17 protein-coding genes and 2 pseudogenes are annotated in these 24,423 nt (G+C 35.0%); 3 read left to right on the top strand and 16 right to left on the bottom strand.

Going from position 1 to position 24,423, the window contains the following annotated elements; all coding sequences use genetic code 11:
- Nucleotides 1-10 precede the first annotated feature (10 nt).
- The 6 genes and pseudogenes from WAZ07_RS11455 to WAZ07_RS11430 all read right to left on the bottom strand — a co-directional run.
- On the bottom strand, nucleotides 11-436 hold the full coding sequence (locus tag WAZ07_RS11455; RefSeq protein ID WP_336472543.1) for a divergent PAP2 family protein: 426 nt from the start codon (nucleotides 434-436) through the stop codon (nucleotides 11-13).
- Nucleotides 437-514: 78 nt separating this feature from the next.
- Nucleotides 515-1,444 carry an EamA family transporter RarD gene (gene rarD / locus WAZ07_RS11450; RefSeq protein ID WP_336472542.1) on the bottom strand — a complete coding sequence of 310 codons (930 nt, stop codon included), beginning with the start codon at nucleotides 1,442-1,444 and terminating at the stop codon, nucleotides 515-517.
- Nucleotides 1,445-1,584: 140 nt separating this feature from the next.
- Nucleotides 1,585-2,355: a CPBP family intramembrane glutamic endopeptidase gene (locus tag WAZ07_RS11445; protein ID WP_336472541.1), complete on the bottom strand. Its 771-nt coding sequence runs from the start codon at nucleotides 2,353-2,355 to the stop codon at nucleotides 1,585-1,587.
- A 274-nt stretch (nucleotides 2,356-2,629) separates the two neighbouring features.
- Nucleotides 2,630-2,872, bottom strand: coding sequence for a DUF1294 domain-containing protein (locus tag WAZ07_RS11440; RefSeq protein ID WP_336472594.1), 243 nt, complete (start codon nucleotides 2,870-2,872; stop codon nucleotides 2,630-2,632).
- A 508-nt stretch (nucleotides 2,873-3,380) separates the two neighbouring features.
- Nucleotides 3,381-6,407 (bottom strand): efflux RND transporter permease subunit, encoded by a 3,027-nt coding sequence (locus WAZ07_RS11435; RefSeq protein ID WP_336472540.1) that lies wholly within the window; start codon nucleotides 6,405-6,407, stop codon nucleotides 3,381-3,383.
- A gap of 586 nt (nucleotides 6,408-6,993) precedes the next feature.
- Nucleotides 6,994-7,080, bottom strand: a pseudogene (locus tag WAZ07_RS11430) (IS21-like element ISCbo2 family helper ATPase IstB); the annotation flags it as partial.
- A gap of 137 nt (nucleotides 7,081-7,217) precedes the next feature.
- Here WAZ07_RS11430 and WAZ07_RS11425 point away from each other — a divergent pair.
- On the top strand, nucleotides 7,218-7,709 hold the full coding sequence (locus WAZ07_RS11425) for a CarD family transcriptional regulator (RefSeq protein ID WP_336472539.1): 492 nt from the start codon (nucleotides 7,218-7,220) through the stop codon (nucleotides 7,707-7,709).
- 662 nt (nucleotides 7,710-8,371) lie between these two features.
- On the opposite strand, the gene WAZ07_RS11420 is transcribed toward WAZ07_RS11425, so the two are convergent.
- From WAZ07_RS11420 to WAZ07_RS11405, 4 genes are all read right to left on the bottom strand, one after another.
- The gene (locus WAZ07_RS11420; protein WP_336472538.1) at nucleotides 8,372-8,512 is read right to left on the bottom strand and encodes a phosphonate ABC transporter permease; all 141 of its coding nucleotides are present in this window, start codon (nucleotides 8,510-8,512) and stop codon (nucleotides 8,372-8,374) included.
- A 56-nt stretch (nucleotides 8,513-8,568) separates the two neighbouring features.
- Nucleotides 8,569-11,931: a tubulin-like doman-containing protein gene (locus tag WAZ07_RS11415; protein ID WP_336472537.1), complete on the bottom strand. Its 3,363-nt coding sequence runs from the start codon at nucleotides 11,929-11,931 to the stop codon at nucleotides 8,569-8,571.
- 17 nt (nucleotides 11,932-11,948) lie between these two features.
- The gene (locus tag WAZ07_RS11410; RefSeq protein ID WP_336472536.1) at nucleotides 11,949-14,045 is read right to left on the bottom strand and encodes a vWA domain-containing protein; all 2,097 of its coding nucleotides are present in this window, start codon (nucleotides 14,043-14,045) and stop codon (nucleotides 11,949-11,951) included.
- 240 nt (nucleotides 14,046-14,285) lie between these two features.
- Nucleotides 14,286-14,621 (bottom strand): hypothetical protein, encoded by a 336-nt coding sequence (locus tag WAZ07_RS11405; protein WP_090913487.1) that lies wholly within the window; start codon nucleotides 14,619-14,621, stop codon nucleotides 14,286-14,288.
- Nucleotides 14,622-14,795: 174 nt separating this feature from the next.
- Between WAZ07_RS11405 and WAZ07_RS11400 the strand changes: the two genes are divergently transcribed.
- A complete protein-coding gene (locus WAZ07_RS11400) occupies nucleotides 14,796-15,116 on the top strand; it encodes a hypothetical protein (protein WP_336472535.1) in 321 nt (106 codons plus the stop codon).
- Nucleotides 15,117-15,140: 24 nt separating this feature from the next.
- On the opposite strand, the gene WAZ07_RS11395 is transcribed toward WAZ07_RS11400, so the two are convergent.
- The 5 genes and pseudogenes from WAZ07_RS11395 to WAZ07_RS11375 all read right to left on the bottom strand — a co-directional run bounded on the left by WAZ07_RS11395 (nucleotide 15,141) and on the right by WAZ07_RS11375 (nucleotide 22,322).
- Nucleotides 15,141-15,860 (bottom strand): class I SAM-dependent methyltransferase, encoded by a 720-nt coding sequence (locus WAZ07_RS11395; protein ID WP_336472534.1) that lies wholly within the window; start codon nucleotides 15,858-15,860, stop codon nucleotides 15,141-15,143.
- A gap of 303 nt (nucleotides 15,861-16,163) precedes the next feature.
- Entirely contained in the window at nucleotides 16,164-17,873 is a 1,710-nt protein-coding gene (locus WAZ07_RS11390; protein WP_336472533.1) for a peptide ABC transporter substrate-binding protein, read from the bottom strand.
- A gap of 302 nt (nucleotides 17,874-18,175) precedes the next feature.
- A complete protein-coding gene (locus tag WAZ07_RS11385) occupies nucleotides 18,176-19,879 on the bottom strand; it encodes a peptide ABC transporter substrate-binding protein (RefSeq protein ID WP_336472532.1) in 1,704 nt (567 codons plus the stop codon).
- A 749-nt stretch (nucleotides 19,880-20,628) separates the two neighbouring features.
- Nucleotides 20,629-21,435, bottom strand: coding sequence for an ABC transporter permease subunit (locus tag WAZ07_RS11380; RefSeq protein WP_336472531.1), 807 nt, complete (start codon nucleotides 21,433-21,435; stop codon nucleotides 20,629-20,631).
- Nucleotides 21,428-22,322 (bottom strand): annotated as a pseudogene (locus WAZ07_RS11375) (ABC transporter ATP-binding protein). Before WAZ07_RS11375 ends, WAZ07_RS11380 begins: the two are co-directional and overlap by 8 nt.
- Before the next feature lie 162 nt (nucleotides 22,323-22,484).
- On the opposite strand from WAZ07_RS11375, the gene WAZ07_RS11370 reads away from it, so the two are divergent.
- On the top strand, nucleotides 22,485-23,075 hold the full coding sequence (locus WAZ07_RS11370) for a TetR/AcrR family transcriptional regulator (RefSeq protein ID WP_336472529.1): 591 nt from the start codon (nucleotides 22,485-22,487) through the stop codon (nucleotides 23,073-23,075).
- A 29-nt stretch (nucleotides 23,076-23,104) separates the two neighbouring features.
- Here the strand turns inward: WAZ07_RS11370 and WAZ07_RS11365 are convergent, their stop codons facing one another.
- Nucleotides 23,105-24,256: a branched-chain amino acid ABC transporter substrate-binding protein gene (locus WAZ07_RS11365; protein ID WP_336472593.1), complete on the bottom strand. Its 1,152-nt coding sequence runs from the start codon at nucleotides 24,254-24,256 to the stop codon at nucleotides 23,105-23,107.
- Nucleotides 24,257-24,423 lie beyond the last annotated feature (167 nt).

The raw sequence follows: 24,423 nt of genomic DNA, 5'->3' as shown, positions 1-24,423 counted from the left end.
CTTACTTTGCTTACGAACAATAACAAATCGCAACAACAATTCCTAAAAGCGCCCCGATCACGACTTGATATGGTGTATGACCAACAAGTTCATTCAATTTTTTATACTCCGTTTGTCTTCCATGGAAAAAATCATTTAAAATTTTCGCTTGTTTACTGACGGCAAGTCTCACTCCGGATGCATCGTACATGACAATAATCGCAAAAATCATCGCAATAGCAAATATAGAGCTCGTCATTCCTTCTTCAATTCCAATTGCTATTGCTAATGCTGTGACGGTGGAAGAATGAGAACTCGGCATTCCGCCAGAAGCAAAAAACTGTGCAAAATCAAATTCTCTCTTTTTTACTAAAGTGATGATAACTTTTGTAAGTTGCGCTAAAAACCATGCAATGACCGCAGACATTAATGGGTTGTTATGTAAAATTGTTTCCATAATTCACACCTCACCGCTTATAATGGAATATCTTTACTTTCATTATAAAGAAAACGGCATACATAATACTATGCCGTTTTACGAAACTTTTGCAGATTTATTTTTTATAAATTTCGGCTGCTTATTTAACATAAATTTTGTTTTTGCTATTGAAAAAATAACTAACGCAATCCAAATAAAGAAAAATGCTATCATGTGTGCAGTAGTAAAATGTTCATGAAAGACGAAAATTCCTAATACAAGACTAATTGTCGGTGCGATATATTGCAAAAATCCGACCATTGATAACGGAATAAGCTTTGTACCTTTTGCAAAATATAAAAGCGGCAATGCGGTAACAATTCCCGCTCCCGCTAGAAGTAATGTCGATGTAATCGACACTGTCCCAAATGAACTAACCCCTTCGGCACCAAGCATTCCTAAATATACAAGAGCTATCGGTGTTACAAGCATCGTTTCCATTGTCAACCCAATCATTGAATCATAATCCAATAATTTCTTTGATAAACCATATAAACCAAACGTACATGCTAATGAAATGGAAATCCACGGAATCGATCCATAGCGAACGGTTAAAATTGCAACTCCAAATGCCGCTAACCCTACAGCAATGTATTGCCAAAAGTTGAGTTTCTCTTTTAAAACAAGCGTGCCAAGTAAAATACTAACAAGTGGATTAATATAGTAACCTAGACTCGCTTCAATAACATGATTATGATTAACGGCCCATATGTACACAAACCAGTTCCCGCTAATTAATATAGAAGCAATAGTTAATGACATGAATAATTTAGGACGTTTAAAAAGCTCTACAAACTCGTTCGTAAATTGGCCAAAACGTCTGCAAATAAATAAAACGAATAACATAAAAACGAATGCCCAAACAATGCGATGAGCTAAAATTTCTTCTGCCGGAACGTCGTCTATCAATTTCCAATAAAGCGGCAGGATTCCCCACATCATATATGCACTTGTCGCATATATCATCCCTTTTTTTTGCGCTTCCATTTAACTCTCCTCTTTTCTTTTTTCTTCATTATAAAATGTCCTTTTATTACTTTACAATTTTCCGCTACATAAACTCTTTATAATATTCAAAAGAAAAGAGCATGTTTTAAAAAGATTAAATAAAACATGCTCTTCTTGCGTTAAATTGAATGACTCTTATAAAAAGGACTATTCCTTTTTATTACTAATTTATACAAAATAAAAACAAAAATTCCAAAAATAAGGGTTGCAAAGGCTGGTAAAATCTTATCATTTGGCACGTATACGCTCCAAAAAGAATTAAGAAGCGCATGAAAAATGAGACACATAAAAATACTTTTAGTTGCATTATAAATTGTAGTTAGTAAGAAGGATACGGCGATTATCGTAATTGTAAAGGATATAAAGTTCCTTTGAGATTGGTTCGTGCCTGGAATGAACCATAAAGGCAGGTGCCAAATAGCCCATATTATGCTCACAATCACCGTACTAAAAAATGCCGAAAACCTTTTCTGAAGGGCAGGTTGTAAGAATCCTCTCCAGCCAATTTCCTCAAGTCCGCCGCCAATGATCATTATCGGAAAACTAAGTAATGCCACGTATAATGGCTTTTGCATCGTTGCTCCATCAAATATCGTTGGCAGATAACAGCTAATAAAAGCTAGAACAATAATCAGAAAATACCATACAAAATGATGTTTAGGATTAACAATATTTTTTATAAAAACCCTAAACTCCTCTTTCGATCCATATTTTTTCTTTAGACTAATTTCAATGATCGCTGGCATGATCCCCCCGAAAACAAACAATATCATTGCTAATGGAGTTCCAAATGTAGTAATGTTCAATTTTATTAAGCTAATTAATATCCCCCAAAGTCCCCACGTAAATATGAGAGTGCATATTAAATATCGTTTAATATCATTATCCATCTACCTGCCCCCTTTGTATTAATTAGAACACAAACTAAGAAGGAATAAAATACCATACGTAAGATTAAACAAACAACTTTTCCCAAGAAACATCTATACTCAATAAACACATTTCTGGAGAATAAAGAATTCCTTAAAGCCTGCTTAACTTCTACATTTAAATGTATCTCCTTCTTGAACTAAGCTAACTGTATCAACAATAAAAAAACTGAAATCCTTTCTGTATTAAGTAAGGATTTCAGTTCATCTTTTTTCAATACGGTCAAACTTTATTTTAAATCCACACATATACCCCCGCAGCTGCAAGTAATGGAATACCAAACACAAACTTATTTTTGTGTGTTTTATGATGAAACATATACATTCCAATCCAAGCTCCCATTCCTCCCCCTGCTGCTGCAATTAAAAACAATGTACTCTCTGGTGTACGCCACTGTTTCTTCTTAGCTTTCCTTTTATCTAGTCCCATCATTATAAAAGCAAAAATATTAATAAAAACAAAATAACTCCATTTCACCATACTATGAAAACCTCTTTCATACACTTTTCAAACTATTCGTCCTACACTCACTAGGTAGTAAACTTCTTACTGACGAGAATTTCAATCTATTATACACTCATTTTGTTTTTAAATTATATAAATACAACTAAAAATTCTTTTTTAAGATGGACGAGACTATCTGGCCGTGCATCGAAACGGTCATAGCCTATTTCTTCTACATGCAAAGTTTAAAACAAAAAGAGTAGGCGACTGCAGATCACGTTGTATTCTGCATAGCAGCGAATTATATGTTGCTAAATCAACATGTATATAGTATACGAAAACATCCATGGTAATAATATTATGAATTACGTATAAACGAGTGAACAGAGATCGTTTAACTATAAGAAAACGAATAGAATAAACTACTTTATAAAACAAATAAAAATCAAAAAATGCCAAAAAAAATTGGCATTTTCTTTGACATAATCTTTTTTCAACAAAGTGAAGGGAATGGAAAAAAGTTTTCCATTCCCTTCTTTCTTTACGCTGTCTCTTCTACCTCCAAAACCGCCTTTTTCTTTGTGAATTTCCGCTTTATCATATCCATAACATAATAAGCAGTCGGTACAATAATTAACGTTAATAGTGTAGATGTTAATAAACCAGAAATAACCACAATGGCAAGAGATCGAGAGATAAGTCCTCCATCAGTAGACAACGCTAGCGGCATGAGTGCTCCAATTGTAGCAAGGGCTGTCATTAAAATCGGACGGAGCCTTGTTACCCCTGCTTCTAATACAGCTTCCTTTATAGTCATTCCTTGCTTTTCATTTTGCATAACGCGATCCATCAACACGATGGCATTCGTCACAACAATTCCAATCAACATGAGGAACCCAACAAGCGCAGGCATACCTAAAGGTTCGTTAGTCATATATAATCCAAGCAAACCACCTGTAAAAAGGAATGGTAGGGAAAATAAGATCGCAAATGGAGCTATTACATTCCCAAATGTCACTAGCATAACCATGAAGACAAGAACAACCGCGATCCCCATAGCAACAATCATATTTTGAAAGCCTTCATTCATAGCTTGCGACTGTCCCTCCGAGCGGTATTTTACTCCTTTTGGTAAATCTAGATCCTTTAAACGTTTGTCTATCTCTGCTTGAACACCAGAAACGTTATCTGTCGTAAATCTTGCGCTTACTTGTACATACTCTTGTTGATTCAAGCGATACAATGCAGTCGGTCCAGGCTCTTCAGAAAGTGTCGCTACATCCGACAACTTTACCTGCTGACCAAGAGGGCTCGTAATCTTTTGACTTGTAATACTTTCAATAGACGTAAGATTATCGCTTTTTAAGCTTACATTCACAGAAGTCGTTTTTCCATCTAATTGTACTGCTGTAATATTTTCACCAGAGATAATTCCTCTTACAAAAGCGGCAACCATCATCGGATTCAGACCTTTTTCTGCTGCTTTTTCTTCATTAATTGCTAGATTAAGTTGCGGTTTTACTGCGGATAAGTTTGTTTTCACATTGGATAAACCTTTTATATCCCTTATCTTCTCTACAATTTTATTACCGGCATTCTCCAGGTCTCTAGCATTCCCCCCATCCACAATAAGAGCAAATTGTCCTCCTCCTGTTATACCGATTGGGGTCAAAGCTGTTTCAATACCCGTCCCCAAATTTTTCATCTTTTCTTTAACGTCTTTTTCAAAAGTTGTTACTTCTTCTTTCGTCATGTTATCCTTCAGGTCAATAGATAAACGAACCCTTTCTCCTGAAACGATTGTTTGATAACTTTTTACACTCACTTGTTTACTAAGAATACTTTCTATATCCTTCGCCACACTGTTAGCTTTATCAAGTGAAGTTCCAACAGGCAAATCTGTTGTTAAATTATATGAGACCGCCTTTTCTTCAGGTAGAAAGTTTTTTGGGATCATCGGCACAAGTAATAAAGATGAAGAAAATACAACGAAAGCCAAAATAAGTGTTATGACCTTTTTCTGCATCGCCCAGCTCAGCATACGTTGATATGTTCTCTGTAACATTGTTTCTTGTGGTTCCTTATGTTCCAAACGCAATAAAAACAATTTAGCAAGAAGTGGTACAACTGTTAATGAAACAAGTAACGAGAATGCAAGTGCCACAATAATTGTAATGCCAAAAGGTGCGAAGAACTTCCCAATAATTCCTGGTACGAACGAAAGCGGACCAAATACCGCCATAGTTGTGATTGTTGAAGATGTAACTGCACCGCCAACTTCCTTAGCAGCCTTAAGAACCATGCTTTCATCACGCTGTTCACTATTTAACGTTCTTCGGTAAATGTTTTCAATCACTACGATAGAATCATCAATTACCCGACCAACTGCCACCGCAATACCTGCCAGCGTCATCATATTCAAACTGTATTGTAAATACTTCATTGTAATCATTGCCGCTAACATAGAAAGTGGAATCGATAATACCGCCACAATCGTAGCTCTCACATTACGCAAAAATACAAATGTTACGATGACAGCAAATAACGTTCCAAGCAACACTTCCTTAAGCATGCTGTTAACCGATTTTTCCACCTGTTTCGAACTATCATACAGCTTAGTCAATTTATATCCATCTGGCAGTTGTAAATCAGATAACTTTTGATTAATTTGCTTTACAACCTCAACCGCGTTCGCTCCTGGCTGTGCTTTAACTGATACAAGAACAGCAGGTGTATCCTTCAATCTTGTATATATCGTTTCTGTCTTACTTCCATACTCCACATTTGCCACATCTGATAGTTTTACTGTTCGTACTTCTGCAGGACCTGGCACCATCATTTCCACATTTTTCACGTCAGTAAGTGATTTCAGTTTGAAGTCTGCTTGAACATTTAACGTTTTTTCATTTAAATTGACCTGCCCCGCTGGAAAAGAAAAGTTGTGTGCTAAAAGTGCCTGCTTCACTACATCATAAGTAATATTTTTTTCTTTCATTTTTTCAGCATCAAGTTTAATAGATAACTGTTTTTCCGTTTCACCGGAAACATCCACCTTACCTATATTTTCAACAGTAGACAAAGCCGTTTTAATTTTTCCGTTCACGTATTGCGAAATATCAGCTTGCTTAGCATTATCTGAAGAAATGGCAAAAGTAAATACTGGCATCGGTGAAGGACTATCTTTTATAATGACAGGTTTTCCTGCCCCATCCGGTAATTTTAGAGACGCAACGGCACTTGTTACATCTTTCTCTGCCTCATCCATTTTCCGATCCATGTCAAATCCTAAAATAGCAACTACGCTATTGCTGTGGGATTCAATATATAAATTATCGAGTTTTTGAATATTAGAGAGTGCAGTTTCTAGCGGTCTCCCTATATCTTCTAACCCTTGATCTGGTGTGGCACCCATATAAGGAACCTGTATGACTATATATGGAATATCAACATTTGGCATCTGCTCCATTTTCATCGTTTTAATAGAGTATATTCCCCCAACAACAATAAAAATCATTGCAAGAAAAACAACACCTACATTTTTTAAGGAAAAGCGAATCCAAGATCCCATCTCCATTCCCCCTGTTCCCTCGTGTTTATTTATCAAACGAAACGCTCTGACTGATATAATCTCATATAAATTGCAGTCTTTTCCCCTGATTTTAAACCATACAAAAAAACAAATTTCTAGCAGGCTTTCTTAATATACGAACCTCATATTTAAGTTTCTATTTTTACTACGACTACCACGAAAATGTACAGATATAGAATATAAACCAATTTGTTTTTAATATTTCTATATTTCTGACTTTTAAAAACAGATTTATTCTCCTTCTTTACTAAATAACTTCCTGTCATTATTAGAAAAGATTATAGCTTTCATACATTTTTTTAATAACTATCGTCAGTTCCCCCCTCTTGTCCTCCTTTTTAAATTGTAAATTTTATCCTGTAAATGTCAACCTAAATATGTACACTTTCGCTTGTTTAAGAATGTACACAATTACTCTTTCTCTTCGCTAAAATGACTCTTAATTCGATATGATTGTCCCACAATGCTAACGGCAGTGGCGTGGTGTAATAATTTTGTATCTTGGAAAACTTCATCCCCCACTGATGGTTAGCCCGCCCAATCGGGCTTTTACGGGCAGTAAGACCCCCACCTTTACCATTGAATGAATCATATTTTGCTCACGTACATCAATTTCATAATTCGTTAGGTTTACCAGTGCTTCTACGAATGTATGTAGCAGTAATTTTCTTTCATCAAAAAAACATATAAAAACAAACTAAACCTATTGACTCTGATAATTATTTTGTGATATTATAATAAATTTTACTTATCATCTTATATGTGATAGAATTAAGAAGGTTACCACATATGGAGGTGGATTATTTGTTTCAAATTGGCGATAAAATTGTTTATCCAATGCATGGAGCAGGTGTGATTGAAGGTATAGAAGAAAAAGAAATTCTAGGCGAAAAACAAAAATATTATGTAATAAGAATCCCCATTAGTAATATGGAAATAATGATCCCCATGAAAAAAATGATCCAATCACGCATACGACTAATTGCCGATATCCTCACATTAGAAAATGTACTACTGATTTTTCAATACGGCGAATCAGATAACTCACTCTCATGGAAGCAGAGATATACTCAAAACATGGAAAAAATGAAGAGGGGTGAAATCCAAGAAGGCGCTGAAGTAGTACGTGACTTAATACGCAGAAATAAAGTAAGGGCACTTAATACAAGTGAAAAGCAAATGTTAGACAACGCACAAAAAATTTTAATTAGTGAATTGAGTTTAATTAAAGGAATTACTGAAGATCAGGCAATTGAGTTATTAAATACGAAAGTCGGCTAGGTAAAGAATTTCTTTTAAAACCACTTTGAACTTGATTTTTAATTATTACAAGATACCTAAAACGACAAAATAGCCTAACATCTATTTTGTTTTTTTTTGCTTTATGAATGTAAATATGATATGGTTTAAATTACGATTTGATTATAGGAACATTACCTTCTAAAAAAATTCTTTTTCCTCTAAATGAATTATTCTCACCACTTTTTATTCCCATACTTCTAAGTATACGATGAGGTTCATTTATCCAATCATTGTTTTTGGATATCCCGATTCATACTGGCGCGGTCATCGGAGCCGTAAGGACGAAAGAGAGGTAGGGCTTTCGTTGTTTTGAGGTTTCAAAAACGATAATGAACATTTACTGTTCTTATCTTCCGTTTTAACGTAAAAACGATAACAAATTTAAATATATGCTTATATTTGCTTGGTTTATATAAATAAGAGACACACCTTTAGTAATATTTTAAAGATTGTTTATATGAAAACAACCAGGACAGTACAATGGTTTAATAGTGAAAAAGGATTTGAATGCATGAAAGCATCAAATGGTAGTAATGTTAACAACAATTACATGCAAATAAGTTAACAGCAATCCAAGCTAAGAATGTTGTAAAACTATAAGAAAACGAAAAGAACATGCAGGTTAACCTGCATGTTCTTTATTATTCTTCTACAGTTTCATTTTCTTCTTTAATAATACCGTTATCAATAGATTGAGTATCTTTATTCTCCATACAAACCATTGCGTGATAAATTTCTGCATACAATCCAAACACTTGGTACACACTTCCAAGAAACGGCATAAGAATCCCTCTTTTCAAAATAATACATTCCAAAGTTAAGGATTCCCTATCTCTTCTTAAACATTCGTTTTTGTATCTTCCTCTTCGATTTGTATATTAAGAAGATGTAACCATTTCTTATATGGTGCACTGTTAGGATCTACAAATTCTTTTGCGTATGAGCGATTCCATAGTTGCTTTACAAATAAAGTTGCTTCTTTTTTTGCTGCTGATTCTGCACCAGTCCCGTAATAAGCTTTAAAATACTGTTCAATTTCATCAACAAGTAATCGCAATAACTCATCAGATGTTTCTTCTAACGTTGGATCATATTTCGCTTCCTTATCATACATCAAGATAATATCTAAAACATTATGAACATGTTCCTTTCGAAGCCACCTTATATCTTGCGCACCTAATACAAATGAATGTGTATACAAATGTCCTCCATGTTGCAACGCTTTTTCCTTCTCTTCTTCAAAACGAGAAATGATATTTTCATATATAAATGGATTATGAAGCAAGGCACGGTGTAATTTATACCCTTCATTCGTTACATTTTTTCCCATCGATTGAATAAGAGAACTTCGGCCCACTCCGTTATATTGGTAAACGAACTGACCATCTACCGCCGCAAGGCTAATCCAGCGATATATATATGCATATAATAAAGCGCGATTACATTTCTCATAATCTAACTTCGTTTGCGTTGCATTTAAATCTGGCATAAACGCTGGCAAATGCCAATATTTATCGAGATGAGGCGTTAAATTTGATTTACGAATGTTTAATTTATTTACGCGGCGATAATACGCTTGAAAGTAGTCTCCCTTCTCATTCACATAACCATTTACAAGATGTCCGGACGATAACTTCGGAAAATCTTGTAACGATAATCCATAATGTGCGCGATAACATACAATTTCATACGGCGAAAAAGCTTTATCAACAGTTTCTTTTTCTTGAAACATTTCTTGGAGCGCTTCTTCATTTAATTCTTGATGAACAAATGGATGAATACCCCAATATTGTAATTCACGGTGATGCGCAACTTTTGGTATAAATGGACTTGCTAGATGTAATAAATCTTCTACTTTTTCACTGACATACTCTGTCATATTACGCCTTTGAATAGCAGCTTCTTTTCGAAGCGCTTCAATAATATTTAATTCTAGCTTATCTCTGTACCGTTCTTTTAGTTCTTTTTCACAATACGTTAAAATGTGTTTTCGGTAAAAATCTTCTACTTTTTGAGATTGCCCTTCCTCCGTCCCTGCTTCCCTGCAATACTCTCGATATAAACTCATATAAATTTCAGCAGATATCTCTTTTGGCAGCACACCATTGTTTACATGGTGATGAATATCGTTCCATATTTCTTCCTGCATTCGTTCATCTGCTAATACGTATACATTTGTTGGATTCGTTTTCCCTTCAAATTCTTTACTTCGCTTTTGAATATCTAATAATAAATTTTCACGCGTTTCTTGTAAATTATCAAAGAAACGCTCCCAATATTGAATCATTTTATCTACAGCTTGATATAAAGATTGATACACAAGTTCTAGCAACATTTCTTTTCGGTACTCATTTAACTTGTGTACATATTGGGTAGCGATATCTTGAAATTCTTTTCGGAATAAACGCTGTTCATTATGAAATACCTTTCCAATCCATCCTTGCTGCTGTGCAAGTTCAACACGTCGAACGGCTGTTACCGTTCCTTCAATATTACTTACATTAAACTTTTTATCGTAATTTTGAACGAGATTACGCTTTTGCTCATTATTTTCGTGCAAACGATTCATTTTCTCCGTTAACAATTTACGAATTTCATATAACATATACCTTGCAGCAACAGGATGAACGGGATCAGTTTTCTTCAAAAACCATGTATTTAACTGATATGACTGTCCCTCTGAACCACTTGGCGTAAAACGATCTGCTTCAATTATGTCATATACCAATGTTGTTACATGCTCATGTACACGGCTTGGGATTGCATACGCATATAACCGCACCGCATGGTCTACTCGTGCGACTTCTCCTTTCATTTGCTCGGCAATTTTCAACTTTGCAGCCGAAATTTTACACTCACGCTGCAAACGATTTAACTCTTCATCTTTTTGCACCGTACGCTGCACATAACTTTCTACTGACTCGAGAAACAATTTTGCTTTTGATATACCGATTTTTCCACCTTCTGCCCCTTCACGTGCTTCATAGTACATTTGTTTATAAAATACATGTGCTTGTTCTGGACGAGTCGCTAAATGTTCTAAATCCTCTAAGAAACTTTTCCCTCGCTCTGGTTTTTCACGTTGCATGCCGCGGCGAACATCTTGCTCATACCGACTTTTCTTCTCTAAAAAGAGTCGATCTAAATGAAGCCATGATTCATCTAGCCCTTGTACCGCCCATCTCAAAGCACAATAACGAAGAACATTTTCATATGGATAAATAAGTTTCGCGACTCCCGCCCCGCAATAACGGGCTTTACCATTTGAATCAGCAAGTTGCTGAATTTGATTATCTTCCTGCGCAAAATGACTCGTTGACATTGGACTAAATAGTTGTAAATAAATCGTATTTGTCATTTGTTCCATATAGTCAGACAAGCTATTTAAATGATGTCCATGTAAATTTTCATAATCATATAAAAAGCAATAATTATATGGTAAGTGATGTTGCATAATTGTATGATTTGTACGACCATCTTCATCCACTTGATCAGGCCTGTATTCTAACTCAATTGTAACGCCCCCGCGGCGTGATAATTCTCCTGTAGATCCTAATGTAATAGCATGCAATTCTTTTAATGATGCATAGCCGTTTGCTTGCACTGCTTCAAATTCTTTCCCGCTTATTGTGCGCGTCTTTACGAGAGCGTCAGGAAGCAAGAAAGCGCCGCGAATTAAAATGTTGTGATGTTGTAACTTTTTCCGAAGCATTTCTCGTAAATAAAGAGCGATTTGCAAAAACATCCCTGAACCTGTACCGCCAGCTAATGATGTAATAATAATAACTCGTACACCGTACTCTGTTTTATCACTAGTGACCGGAAAAATTTTCTCAATTTCCTGCCAAAACGATGTTAATTTATCCTCCTTCATTGCCGCGCGAAGTGCTAAGCGAGAAATAACTCGAAGCTGACCTGCACCTTCTGTTAATGGTTTATCTAGTATAGTTGGATCAATCGGAAACCAGTCTGGGATTGTTGGATCTTCTGCTATATATTCGCGCGGTGTTTTACTAGAACTCGTTTGCGTCACAAATTTACGAATATGCTGAAAATGACTTAACGTATTAATATCTGTATCAAAGACGTGCATCGCTACTTTTTTGCGCCGTTCTAGTGGAAGCTTTCGATAAATATCATGCGTAATCGTGCTGCCAATTCCTCCGAGTCCAATTAAAATTGTCGGCACTTGAAAATCCATGTGAACCACCTTCCTATTTATTCACATTCATACTTATATAACTCTTTTCCATATCCACGATCAATGACAACCATTTCGTTCGGATATAACGTTTTATGTTCACGTCCTGCTTCTTCATCTGTTAAAAACATACCATCGATCACCATACCTGGTACTTGAGAATCTTTCGTCACAAATATAGATTTTGAACCTTTTTTTGCAATAAACGTAACGGACTGCACGGTTTTCCGCTCTGCTCGAAATGGAATACCAAAATAATGATTCCACCATTTTGTCCGCAGCGGTTCTGGTTCAGATTTGTATAACCAATCTTCCGCAATAGATTGATCCCACTCATAATATATAAGCGCCTTCCTATGAAAACGCGGACGAACCACCCATCCAACAATAAGAGTTGCAATTATGAGTAAGATGATACTAAACGGTAAAACGAGCCCGAAAATGATCGCATAACGCTCGAAAAAAGGGACATCGATAATCGAAAGTGAAATTTGTTTACTCACTTTTTGTAATTGTGAATCTCGTAATGTGATGGTAGCTTCTACGGTGCCGGTATCTGTAAAATTAAATGTGTTGGAGTAATAAGGACGAGGATAGACGTACAGTTGATTTCTATGTTGCTTTATCTCATAGTTGATAGATTTATGAAATGTAACAGTAGCTGTTTTCAGTAATTCCTTTACTTCTGCTTCTGACATTGCTTCATCATTCAATAGCGGCTGTATGATAAATGGTTCACTATGCTTTAAATTTGTTACTTTTTCTGTATAATTCGTTGTCACAACTTGTAATGATAGTTTTGGTTTTGGAACAGATTGAATATAAAATTCTTTCGTTTGGCGATAAAATCCTTTTATATTCATGTGTACATTTCCGCGTACCGATTCTTTTCCTATCTTTGTTTCATAGTAAAAGGCTTTCCGCTCTCCACTCCATTTCATCGCATACATTTGACCATTTATTTCTATTTGTGCGGAAAAATATGAAGTATTTACTGGTACATTTGTTGGTTTTGCTTCTATAATTGCTGTTTGACCTTCATAGAATTGTTCGGTTTTCTTTTTCTGCTCTTTTTCATAAGTGGAAATCGTATAATCTAATGCTGGTTCGACAAGCACTTTCATATTTTCCTTTGAAACTACTTGATCAATTTCTACTATATATGCACCGGGTTCGATTACATCATTATTTTTAGACATAATATGTGTAATGCCACCATATAGCCCCATTCCTGCCGGTGCTTGAATCGAAAATTTTGATTGTAACTGGAGTGACCCTTTTATATTTTGAATACGATATGGCACTTTCTGAGAAGATTGATTAACAAGTGTAATTCGTTTTAATGGAAATGGTGTAGTAATTTCCATTTTATTCCCCACTATATTTGTTTTCACTGCTTCTTCTACTGCTGAAAATGGATCACGATTCGCTACCAATGCAGCCGCTTGATTAACACTGTGAATAACACCATCTTCTCCGCTTGTAGGTAGCACGCTTCCATTCGTTTGTTGTTTCCAAATCTCTTTAAAGCTGTTCATTTGTATTTGTTCTTGCGTTCCTAAATTTTCTTCCATTGTAATTAATACCGCATGTAAAGAAACTTTTTTTGCTTCCATTTCTTTTTTAAACTTACTTAGCGTTTCTGAAATTCGCTTTTTCGCACTATCATCTTGCTTTTCTAACTCATTAAAAGCACCATCCGTTAGAACAATAAGCCAAAATTCTCGATTGGCATTTACCTGAGCTTCCCTCTTCATCGATTGAATTGCCGTTTCTACCGATTGAAAAGGGGTATTAACTTGCTCATTCCATGTTTGAATCTTGTCAATCTCTCCTTGTCGCTTACTATTCTCTAAAGAAACAGATATCTCCCCTGCTGGATGACTCATTGGCACATAAGAAAACGTATCCTTTTCATCTAGCAATGCAATCAAACTTTGCAGGGCATAATTGGCATATTTCCATCGATCGTTATTACGCATACTTCCAGAATCATCATACACAAGTGAAACGACACGCTGCCTTCCCTCTTCTCCTTTCGCTAAATTAGAAAAAGGGTTCATACATACAAATAGCAAAAACAAAATAGTTGTGGCTATGATTCGAGTGTACATGTTGAAGCTTCGCCACCTTTGTAGACAAATTCCTATGTTTAAACTTATGAGAAGAAATACAAGATATGACTTGTATTTCAAAAAACAAATGTAGTTATAATATTATTATGTCAACTGATTGTAAAGAAAAAGAGGTGAATGTCTTATTTTTGATTTCTATTTCTAAATATTTTGCTATGTTTTCAAATCCTTATTTTCTTTTTATTATAACAACAATAAGAGTGCCCTCTATAAGCACTCTTATTGTTTCACATATACTTCTACAACCGGATTTTCTTTTCGGTCGGCATGAAGACGAATATTACTTTCTTTCGTATCATAAATAGTCGCTAGCAGTAATACTGTTAATAGGTTAGGAATTTTGCTATCTGTTCCAAATTTTCGTTCAAGTGCTTCCTTATACTCAAACGCAAGATCTCCCTGTACATATGTATACACTTCAAATCCATCCTTTAAATCACAAACAATACTATCAATAATATCGGCTCCAACTTGACGCACCATTTCTTTTCGCAGTGCATCTATTAATTCCTCCCACGACATTTCATACGTTTGAAACGTATCTGAACGATTCATTTTTTTCTCTCCTTTTCGTTTCATCTAACAGGCAACAGTTTTTTCATTACTAACATCATTCTTTCCCTATCCTTCCCGTTTTTCATCACAATTATGAAGGAATAGACAAACGTACAAGCCACTGTTGTCCCTATATCATATAGTAATATCGGAAAGAGAAAGGGGAAAAATTATATGTGTTCTCATCAACATTATTACACATGTCGACGATATCACGGACGAGTCGTACGTGTTGAAGACCATGACGGCAATATTCATATTGGGAAAATTGTCGATGTAACGAATAAATCAGTATGGATTGAACCCGTTCATCAAAAACGATTTGACTACGGATTTGGCTATTCTGACTGTGGGTGTGATGTTTGCGGCGGTTTAGGCGAATGTGATAATTGCGGGTTTGGATGTGGCGGATTTGGACGCGGCGGATTTGGTGCTGTTGAACTTGGTTTTGGATTCATTTTTGGCATTACATTAGCTGCTTTATTTTTCATTTAAAAAAGCCAACATGTGTTGGCTTCTTCATTTTTGGCACATAAAAATTCGATGTCCTAATCTATGCTTATATTGCTGTAAAATTTGTTCATGCGAGATCCACGCCTCATACAAATCTTGTGAAATAAAATCTGATATATCCCACTCTGGTTGTTCTATGTGTGCAGAAATCGTCTCTGCAATAGTTCCGCCTCCAAGCACACGCACTGTTGTAAATTGTGCTTCTTGAAAGAGTGCTATCCATTCCTGCTCTGTTAATAGTTGTTCCATTCCATATAAAGCTATAATCTGTTCTTCCTCATGTACTGATAGGTGTTGCTCAGTTACCACTTCACTAACAAGAAGTACCCCGCCGCGTTGTAAGACACGATAACATTCATCTATCGCTTTCCTTTTATTCGTAAAAGCAAGAACAGATTCTCCTAATACAATATGAAACACTTCATCGTGAAACGTTAGTGCCTCTATACTTCCTTTTATGAGTTCAATATTTACTCCATCTTTATTCCATCTCTTTCTTGCTTTTTGAACCATCGTTTCATTCATTTCAACTGCACTTACCACCGAGCCATATTGTTTCACAATATAAGAGGCTGTCCTGCCCGTTCCGCACCCAATTTCCAATAACTTTGTATACGGTCCTAATGAAAACTGCGCTAATAACTGCTTTGTTACTGTAAAACCTCCTGGATGTGCACTGCCAACACCAAATGCGGCAAGGAAATCTAAATAAGAACATTGTTTCATAAATATCTCCTTCTATCTTATACTTGGCAATGAAATTAAATAAAATAATAAAAAATAAATCGATGAAAGTTTTGTTTTATTGTAGTACTGCATATGTATTCATCACGCTTCAAAATGTGCACAAAGAAAAAAGGTTACGAAATTATTGTTTCGAGATCATCCATGACACTACCTAGAAGGAATACAACCATTTATACATAAAAAAGTGATAGCTTCCTCATTTTCATCGAGAAAGCTATCACTTTTTAAACTATTAGGACTTTTTAGCAGACTGCTGTATTGTATCCTCTTTGTGGCTGACTTTTATTTTTTATTGTCTTTTTCAGTAATATATGCCCATTTATAGCTGAAATCGCCGCCAAAAGTGTGAGAAGCGATGTCATGTACGTACGGACGTACTAAGAAAGAGTTACCACGTTGAAATAGCGGTGCAATTGCTGCATCTTTAAGTAAGATTTTCTCCGCTTTTCCAAGCTGTTCCCAACGAGTTTTCACATCAGTTAATAGTTCTTTTTTACCTTTTTTCACGATTTCATCATACTCTTTATTTGAGTAACTCATTTGGTTATGAGAGTTTGTTGTTTCGAACAGATCAATAAATGTCATTGGATCTGGATAGTCTGGTCCCCAACCACCATAAGCGATATCATAATCTTGATCTGTTTCTAACTTTAACTTTTGTTTAAACGGTTGGTTTTTCAAGTTAACTTTTAAACCTGGCATGTTTTTCTCTAATTGTGCTTTTAAGTACTCACCGATTTTCTTCGCATTATCAGTATCATAGTTTAATAATTCAAGTGTAATTTCGTCTTTACCTAATTCTTTCTTCGCTTCTCCCCAAAGCTTTTTCGCTTCTTTTGCATCATATGCTACATCTTTAATAGAACCGCCGAATGTATCACGGAAATCTTTTTTATCTGGACCAGTTGTGAGCTCTCTTGGCACAAGGAAGTCCGCTGGCTTAGAGCCGTCATTTAAAATAACATTCGCTAATCCCTTTTTATCAACGCCTTTTGCAATTGCTTGACGAAGCTTCGTATTTTTCAGTGGTGTATCCTGACCGCCACGTTTTTGATTTAGGCGTATGAAGAATGTTGACGGATCTAACTCTGTATTGAACTCATCTTTGTTTCCTTTATATTTATCAACATATTCCGCAGCTAACAGAACACGGTCAGCTTGGCCACTCTCATATAAGTTAACACGAGTAGATAGCTCTTTAACTACACTAACATTAATTTCTTCTAGCTTCACAGTTTTCTTATCCCAATATTGATCATTTTTCTTATATTTCCAACCTTGCTCATGCTTCCATTCAGCTAAAGAGAATGGTCCATTGTATACTAAGCTGTCAGCTTCTAAGGCATATTTATCGCCTTTTTCTTTTACAACTTTCTCATTTAATGGATAGAATGAAGCAAATGATGTTAATTGAATAAAATATGGAATTGGATTTTCTAACTCTACCTCTAATGTATAATCATCAATCGCTTTTGCTCCTAGCGAGTCAGCCGGTGCTTTTCCTTCATTAATTGCCTTTGCATTTTTCACATCATACATAATAAATGCATATTCAGCAGCCGTTTTTGGATCTAATAGACGTTGCCATGCAAAAACGAAATCCTTTGCTGTTACAGGGTCGCCATTTGACCATTTTGCATCTTTACGTAATTTAAACGTATATTTCTTTCCATCAGGTGATTTTTCATGCGATTCTGCTGCACCTGGAGTTGGCTTATTATCTTTATCAAGGCGGTATAAACCTTCCATTACGTTGTTTAACACAAGAAACGAAACTTGATCTGTTGCTTTAGAAGTATCCATAGATGGAATTTCCTGTGTTTCTAATAAATTCAATACTTGCTTGTCTGCTAACTTACCCTCTGTTTTTTTGTCCCCATTTTTCGGTTCTGTGCTTGATTTTTTGTCCCCTGCCCCGGAACATGCTGTTAGTGCCACGCTCATCGCTAATACTGGTGCTACTACAGCTGTGATTTTTTTCATCTTTTTCATTTTGTACCCTCCCTAATTTTATGTACGATACTACCTATGAGAAAGTTTTTGATAACTTTCTATTTCTATTCAGTTATCAGAAAATTTCTATTAATTAATATTCTACTAATTTTTTTTGTTTTGTAAAGTAATATTATTAAAAAAATCAAAAAATTATTTTATTACAGTAATATTTATAATCATTCTATAAAATAATAAAGTGAAACTTCCATTTCGTGTCGTACTGCATATGTATTCATCACACTTCAAAATATGCACAGCGAAAAGAGGATACGATATCGCATCCTCCTCTTTTCAAATGATTATTTACCTTCTTTTTCAGTGATATATGCCCATTTGTAGCTGTATTGGCTACCAACGTTATGCTTATAAATATTGTGTACAGTAGGACGTTGTAAGAATGATCTTCCGTTTTGGAACATCGGTACGAGTGCTACTTCATCCTCAAGTAGGATTTTTTCAGCTTTCCCCATTTCTTCCCAACGTTTTTTCGGATCTGTTAGCCATTCACCTTGAGATTTCTTAATAATCTCATCATATTTCGCATTTGAATAGCTCATTTCGTTTTGTGGATTTCCCGTTTGGAACATATCTAAGAATGTCATTGGATCCGCATAATCTGGGGTCCAGCCTGCATAAGACAGATCATAATCTTGCGCTGTTTCTAATTTTAATTTTTGCTTAAACGGCTGAAGTTTTATATTAATTTTTAAACCTGGTAAGTTTTTCTCAAGCTGTTCTTTTAAGTACTCACCAATTTTCTTTGCATTATCTGTATCATAGTTTAAGAACTCAACTGTTACTTCTTCTTTACCTAATTCTTTTTTCGCTTCTTCCCAAACTTTTTTCGCTTTCTTTACATCAGTTTTGATGCCAGTAGATTTAAATGTTTCACGGTAATCTTTTCCATCTGGGCCTGCAGCAAATTTTTCTGCAATCAGGGCATCTACTGGTTTAGAACCATCATTTAATATTACATTTGCTAATGCTTTTTTATCAAATGCCATTGCAATTGCTTCACGAACTTTCTTATTCTTAAATACTGTATCTTGACCGTTACGTTTTTGGTTTAAACGTAAGAAGAACGTTGACGGTTCTAGCTGCGTTCCAAATTCATCTTTATTTGCTTTATATTTATCAACGTATTCAGCTGTTAAAAGAGCACGATCAAGTTGGCCGCTTTCATACAAGTTCACACGAGTAGATTGTTCTTTTACAACACTCCAATTAATTTCATCCAACTTAACTGTCGCTTTATCCCAATACTGATCATTCTTCTGTAATTTCCAGCCTTGTTCATGCTTCCATTCTGTCATTTTAAATGGTCCATTATAAACCATCTTATCAGCTTCCAAACCGTATTTATCTCCATGTTCTTTTACAACTTTCTCATTTAGCGGTAAGAAAGACGTAAATGCTGTTAAGCCAAGGAAATATGGAACAGGATTATCTAATTCTACTTCTAATGTGTAATCATCTACTGGTTTTACACCTAAAGAGTCAACTGGTAATTTTCCTTCGTTAATCGCTTTTCCATTTTTCAAATCATATGCAATAAATGCATATTCAGCCGCTGTTTTTGGATTTAGAAGACGCTGCCATGCAAAGACAAAGTCTTTTGCTGTTACAGGGTCTCCATTTGACCATTTTGCATCTTTACGAAGTTTAAATGTATATTTTTTACCATCATCGCTCTTTTTATAAGATTCTGCAATGCCTGGAACAGGCTTATTATCTTTATCAAGACGATATAAACCTTCCATCGTATTCCCTAAGATAAGTGAAGAAACAGTATCTGTTGATTTTGAAACATCCATTGAAGGAATTTCTTGTGCCTCTACTAAGTTTAGCACTTGCTTTGCCGCTAACTTACCCTCTGTTTTTTTGTCTCCATTTTTCGGCTCTGTACTTGATTTTTTGTCTCCTGCCCCAGAACATGCTGCTAGCGCCACACTCATCGCTAACATTGGCGCTACTACAGCTGTGATTTTTTTCATCTTTTTCATTTTGTACCCTCCCTAATTTTTATGTACAATACTTATTATTGTGAATTTTCTGATATTTTCACACCTCTATATATTTATCAGAAATTTCTATTAATTAATATTCTACTGTTTTTTTCTATTTTGTAAAGTTATATTATTGAAAATTCTAAAAATTATTTTATTACAGTAATATTTATAATCATTCTATGAAATAAACTATAAAAAAAGCCCCCCTCACTATATGGATGCTATAACTCTTTTATTTATTACTACTTCGTTAAACTCATATAAAACAATTATTTGGGTAATATTGTATTCTTATACACATCGTCTTTTTGGCCTTCTCCTTTGTTCCTCTCATAACGCTGAAAGAACTTTCTCATATTTTATCTGACAAACTCATTTTTACTACTCACAACAATAGCAACTTCTTATTCTTTTTTTCACTTTATAAATCCATTTTAATTTTTTTGACATATAAGTCGCCGCTATGCAGAATACAACATGACCTGTACTCGCATGTGGTAGGAAAAGGAACTGACCGCTTCTATGCACGACCAGATGCTCTCGTCCTCCCCTAAATAGAAAGGTTTTTTATGTCGTTTGTTCCACTTGAATATATCATTTTAAATGAGTATTCTTAGAAACAAGCATTCCTATTTTGAAAATATAGCAGTTATTACAAGAATAACAGATCAAAAAACAACCTTATCTCAGTTGAATAGTGAAATAAGGTTGTTTGTATTTTTTATCCTGTTTACATAACATCTTTATAAAGGTAAATCTCTTCTCTTAAACAGCATAACAGCCATTGCAAAAAGAATACAAGATGCTGCAAGTAAACCAATGCTTGGTGGCCATATGTTATAAGTTCCATCCACAATTTCTTGTGGACGATATAGGTTAAATATAGATAGATTTCTCATCCATTCCAATTTCTCACTCAATTTCCCTAGCATATCTAATCCATAAAATAATACTGTTATACCTGTAGAAATACTTAACGCTTTCTTTTCATCATTCAGTAAGCAAGAAAAGAAAAATGAATAGGCACAAATAACAAGAAATACAAGTCCGCCAAGAAAATTGAGTTTTAAAAATAGCACTTTATCAAGGGATACTTTTTCAATTAACCATTCTGCCCCGACTAAACCGCCAAGATAAGTAACCATGACGATTGTAAATAGTCCAATGATTAAGACAGATGCTTGTGTCAAAATTACCTTTGTGCGCGAAACAGATGTAGATAATAAATAAGCCATTGATCCTCTATCAACTAGATGAGCAACAAGTTGTGTTGATGCTAAAATACTATATACCATTAAGAGCAAAACAAAGATTAAACCATAATATTCTCCAGCTAAAAAGTCATTCAATTGTTCAATCCCTTTTTCGAACCCTACTGCTTTTAAAACCCCTTTAGGCATCGCTTTCATTATTTCATCTATTCCCTTTACAGATGAAAACGATGGAAAGATCCAAATGAGTAACCATAAATAAAGAACGGAACCAACTGCATAGTTCAAAATCATTTTCGCATTTGCTTTTAAACTAGCAACAAATAACGCTTTACTCATAATCGATTTTCTCCTTCCGCATCATAATAATGCATAAAGATATTTTCTAAATCCATTGTTCTCACCTGAAAACCAATTACATTATGCTGCGCCAATGTTTGAAGAAGTTCATTATAATTTCCCTGTACAATAATAGAAGCTGTATTCCCTTGCACATTCTGAATTTGCAACGCCGTTTTCTTTAATGATTGCAATTCTTCGTGCGAAGATACTGTCACATCAATAACCTGCCGTTGTTTCGCTCGCAAATCATGAATATTTTCAACCGTTAGTAATCGTCCTTCTTTAATAATCCCCACTCGATCGCATGTTCGCTCAATTTCTGTGAAAATATGGGAAGACATAAAAATGGTTTTCCCTTTTTGTTTTTCTTCTAATATAAGATCTACAAATAACTGCTGCATGAGCGGATCTAAACCTGAAGTCGGTTCATCTAAAATGAGTACTTCAGGATCATGCATAAATGCTGCTACAATCCCTACCTTTTGCTTCATTCCTTTAGACATTTTTCGAATAGGTGTTTTCACATCAAACTGAAAGCGTTCAATTAATTCATCACGGCGGCCATTATTTTTCATCCCACGCATTCCTTGCATAAGTTGTAAAAATTCCAGTCCGTTCATTCCTTCTATAAAAGAAATTTCTCCTGGTAAATAACCAACACTTCTTTGAATTTTTGCTGCTTCTTTCCAACAATCGAGTCCAAAAATCGTCGCTGTTCCAGAAGTAGGTTGTATAAAGCCCATTAAATTGCGAATTGTTGTTGATTTTCCAGCTCCATTTGGTCCCAAATAACCAAATACTTCCCCTTCTTTTACTTGAAATGAAACATCGAATAAACCTTTTCCGTTTGAAAATTGTTTCATTACATTTTGAACAATTAACATAAAATCACCCCTTTTTGAAATATTTAATATATCATATTTCAAAATTATTATACTCCTCCATCACAAAGTAATCAATATTTTTTGAAGTTTAATAAAGCCTATATTTCAAAATTGTTGTTTCTATTCGTATTATCTTGTATATTTAAGTGGAGGTGATTGAATATGAACGGTTTCGAAAAGGTGAAAAAAAAGAAAAAACAAGCCATTAAAGCCGCTGCCTTAGAGTTATTTTCTAAATATGGGTATAAAGATGTAAAAATAGAAGATATTGCAAAACAAGCAAAGGTTTCGCAAGTTACAATTTATAATCATTTTGGGAGTAAAGATGCTTTATTTCGCGAACTCATTCAAGAGTTTACAATTCAAGAGGTCCATTATTATGAAGAGTTGCTAACGAGCGACTTATCTTTTCAAGAAAAAATGCATCGTATTATGACTCGAAAATTACAAAGTATACACCGTTTACATCCTGAAATGATTGAACAAGCAATGCAAACGGATGAAGAATTGCGTAATTTTCTATTTACATATCAAAATGAAAAAGCGCTTCCCCTTTTTCTTCGCTTTATTGAAGAAGCGCAACAGAAAAAAGAAATTAATCCAAATCTTTCAAAAGATATGATTTTGTTATATATCAATGCGTTTTCTAAGGTAAGTGATCAATTCGTTACACACATAGTCGGTCAAAATCGTGAACAGCAAACAAAAGAAATCCTCACGATGTTTTTCTATGGACTTTCTAATCCAAACTAAAAACCCGGTAGATGCCGGGTTTTTTTTCATTATTTACTTATCTCCCCTTCTTGCGTTCCTGGATATTTCGCACCTTCATACTTATAAATGTAAACTTTGGCAAATTTGTTATCACCTTTATCATCGAAAGCTACTTTCGTAATAACTCCATCGTATTCTTTTATAGCCCGAACCGCATCGCGTACTTGTTCACGTGTTGGATACTTACCATCATTTTTCTTAATAGCATCTTTAATTCCTTGTAAAATAACGCCAGCTGAATCATATCCATATGCAGAGTATGCTTCCACATCTTTTTTAAACTTCTCCTTATATTCTGTTACAAATGTTTTCCCTTTCTCTGTTACTGTTGGTGCTGTCGCTACTGTTGTATAATACGTATCTTTTAATCCGTCTTTTGCAACTTCTGCCATTGTTGGAGAATCAATACCGTCACCGCCCATAATTGGCGCTGTAACTCCTTTTTCACGTGCTTGTTTTACTAAAACGGATCCTTCTGAATACATACCACCAAAATACACAAGGTCCGGCTTTTTCGCGACAACTTGGTTTAATACACCACTAAAATCTTTTTCACCAACTGTAATCCCTTCATAGCCGACAATTTTTGCGCCTAGCTTTTCTGCTTCTTTTTTAAATGCGTCGGCTAACCCTGTACCATATGCGGTTTTATCTTGAATTACAAAAATATTTTTTGCCTTTACTGTTTCAAGCGCATATTTCGCCGCTGCTGGACCTTGGAAATCATCTCTTGCAACAAGGCGTGCAACAGTTTTTAATCCACGTTCTGTTAATTCAACTGCCGTACTTGATGGTGATACCATAACAAGATTTGCTTTCTCATATGTTTCAGAAGCGGCAATAGATACACCTGACATTAAATGTCCGACAACGCCTAATACCTCTTTATCAGCCGCGACAGACTGAGCATTAGCAACCCCTTTTTTCGGGTCACCTTGATCATCTTGCGGCACAAATTGCAATTCAAAACCTAGTTTTTTAAACTCTTCTTTTTGTTTATCTACTGCAATTTGCGTTCCAAGCTTAATGGATTCTCCAAACGCAGCTGATCCACCAGAAAGAGGCGATTCAGAAGCAATTTTAATTACTTTATTTGTCCTTGCTTCATTTTTCGTAGTAGCTGAATTATCATTTCCTTTACTCGTACATCCTGTCATCATTCCCGCTAATAAAACACCCGATAACAAAAGCGATATCTTTTTCTTCACCGTACTCCCCCTAAATTCGTAATATTTTTAATATTTAAAATATTAATCTATACATAAGGGTTGCACAATAAAAATCGTTAGCGTTTTCTCGTAAAATTCTGACATGATTTGCTAACATA

Source organism: Bacillus bruguierae (assembly GCF_037104725.1).
GTDB classification, from domain to species: Bacteria; Bacillota; Bacilli; order Bacillales; family Bacillaceae_G; genus Bacillus_A; species Bacillus_A bruguierae.
The sequence above is the reverse complement of the archived record's forward strand: the minus strand, read 5'-3'. Positions and strand labels throughout refer to the sequence as shown.

Bases quoted from the DNA above. Each gene is read 5' to 3' on its own strand.
- WAZ07_RS11455 (WP_336472543.1), bottom strand. From the start codon at position 436: ATGGAAACAATTTTACATAACAACCCATTAATGTCTGCGGTCATTGCA.
- rarD (WP_336472542.1), bottom strand. From the start codon at position 1,444: ATGGAAGCGCAAAAAAAAGGGATGATATATGCGACAAGTGCATATATG.
- WAZ07_RS11445 (WP_336472541.1), bottom strand. From the start codon at position 2,355: ATGGATAATGATATTAAACGATATTTAATATGCACTCTCATATTTACG.
- WAZ07_RS11435 (WP_336472540.1), bottom strand. From the start codon at position 6,407: ATGGGATCTTGGATTCGCTTTTCCTTAAAAAATGTAGGTGTTGTTTTT.
- WAZ07_RS11425 (WP_336472539.1), top strand. From the start codon at position 7,218: ATGGAGGTGGATTATTTGTTTCAAATTGGCGATAAAATTGTTTATCCA.
- WAZ07_RS11420 (WP_336472538.1), bottom strand. From the start codon at position 8,512: ATGCCGTTTCTTGGAAGTGTGTACCAAGTGTTTGGATTGTATGCAGAA.
- WAZ07_RS11415 (WP_336472537.1), bottom strand. From the start codon at position 11,931: ATGGATTTTCAAGTGCCGACAATTTTAATTGGACTCGGAGGAATTGGC.
- WAZ07_RS11410 (WP_336472536.1), bottom strand. From the start codon at position 14,045: ATGTACACTCGAATCATAGCCACAACTATTTTGTTTTTGCTATTTGTA.
- WAZ07_RS11405 (WP_090913487.1), bottom strand. From the start codon at position 14,621: ATGAATCGTTCAGATACGTTTCAAACGTATGAAATGTCGTGGGAGGAA.
- WAZ07_RS11400 (WP_336472535.1), top strand. From the start codon at position 14,796: ATGTGTTCTCATCAACATTATTACACATGTCGACGATATCACGGACGA.
- WAZ07_RS11395 (WP_336472534.1), bottom strand. From the start codon at position 15,860: ATGAAACAATGTTCTTATTTAGATTTCCTTGCCGCATTTGGTGTTGGC.
- WAZ07_RS11390 (WP_336472533.1), bottom strand. From the start codon at position 17,873: ATGAAAAAGATGAAAAAAATCACAGCTGTAGTAGCACCAGTATTAGCG.
- WAZ07_RS11385 (WP_336472532.1), bottom strand. From the start codon at position 19,879: ATGAAAAAGATGAAAAAAATCACAGCTGTAGTAGCGCCAATGTTAGCG.
- WAZ07_RS11380 (WP_336472531.1), bottom strand. From the start codon at position 21,435: ATGAGTAAAGCGTTATTTGTTGCTAGTTTAAAAGCAAATGCGAAAATG.
- WAZ07_RS11370 (WP_336472529.1), top strand. From the start codon at position 22,485: ATGAACGGTTTCGAAAAGGTGAAAAAAAAGAAAAAACAAGCCATTAAA.
- WAZ07_RS11365 (WP_336472593.1), bottom strand. From the start codon at position 24,256: ATGATGACAGGATGTACGAGTAAAGGAAATGATAATTCAGCTACTACG.